Origin of the sequence: Pseudomonas sp. SIMBA_068, assembly GCF_046534705.1 — a bacterium.
Lineage (GTDB): Bacteria > Pseudomonadota > Gammaproteobacteria > Pseudomonadales > Pseudomonadaceae > Aquipseudomonas > Aquipseudomonas putida.
The window spans coordinates 1-262 of record NZ_JAWRYI010000782.1 but is presented as its reverse complement, the minus strand read 5'-3'; the positions used below and the strand labels follow the sequence as shown (position 1 = coordinate 262).

The window sequence follows — 262 nt, the reverse complement described above, 5'->3', positions numbered from 1 at the left end:
CCAGGAATGCACCCGCGCCGTGGAACAGGCACTGGAACTGGGTTACCGGCATATCGACACCGCCCAGGCCTACAACAACGAAGAAGCGGTAGGCCAGGCCCTGGCCAACACTCCTGTGCCCCGGGAGCAGATCCACGTCACCACCAAGGTCTGGTGGGACCAGTTGCAACCCACCGCCATGCGCCACTCACTGGAGCGCAGCCTGAAAGCCCTGCAAACCGACTACATCGACCTGTTCCACATTCACTGGCCCACCAGCGAC

The 262-nt window shown here is 62.6% G+C and carries 1 protein-coding gene; it reads left to right on the top strand.

Annotated features, from left to right (window positions below; genetic code table 11):
* The coding region (locus tag SB756_RS31430) for an aldo/keto reductase (RefSeq protein WP_410913416.1) at positions 1 to 262 on the top strand (262 nt) is incomplete at both ends.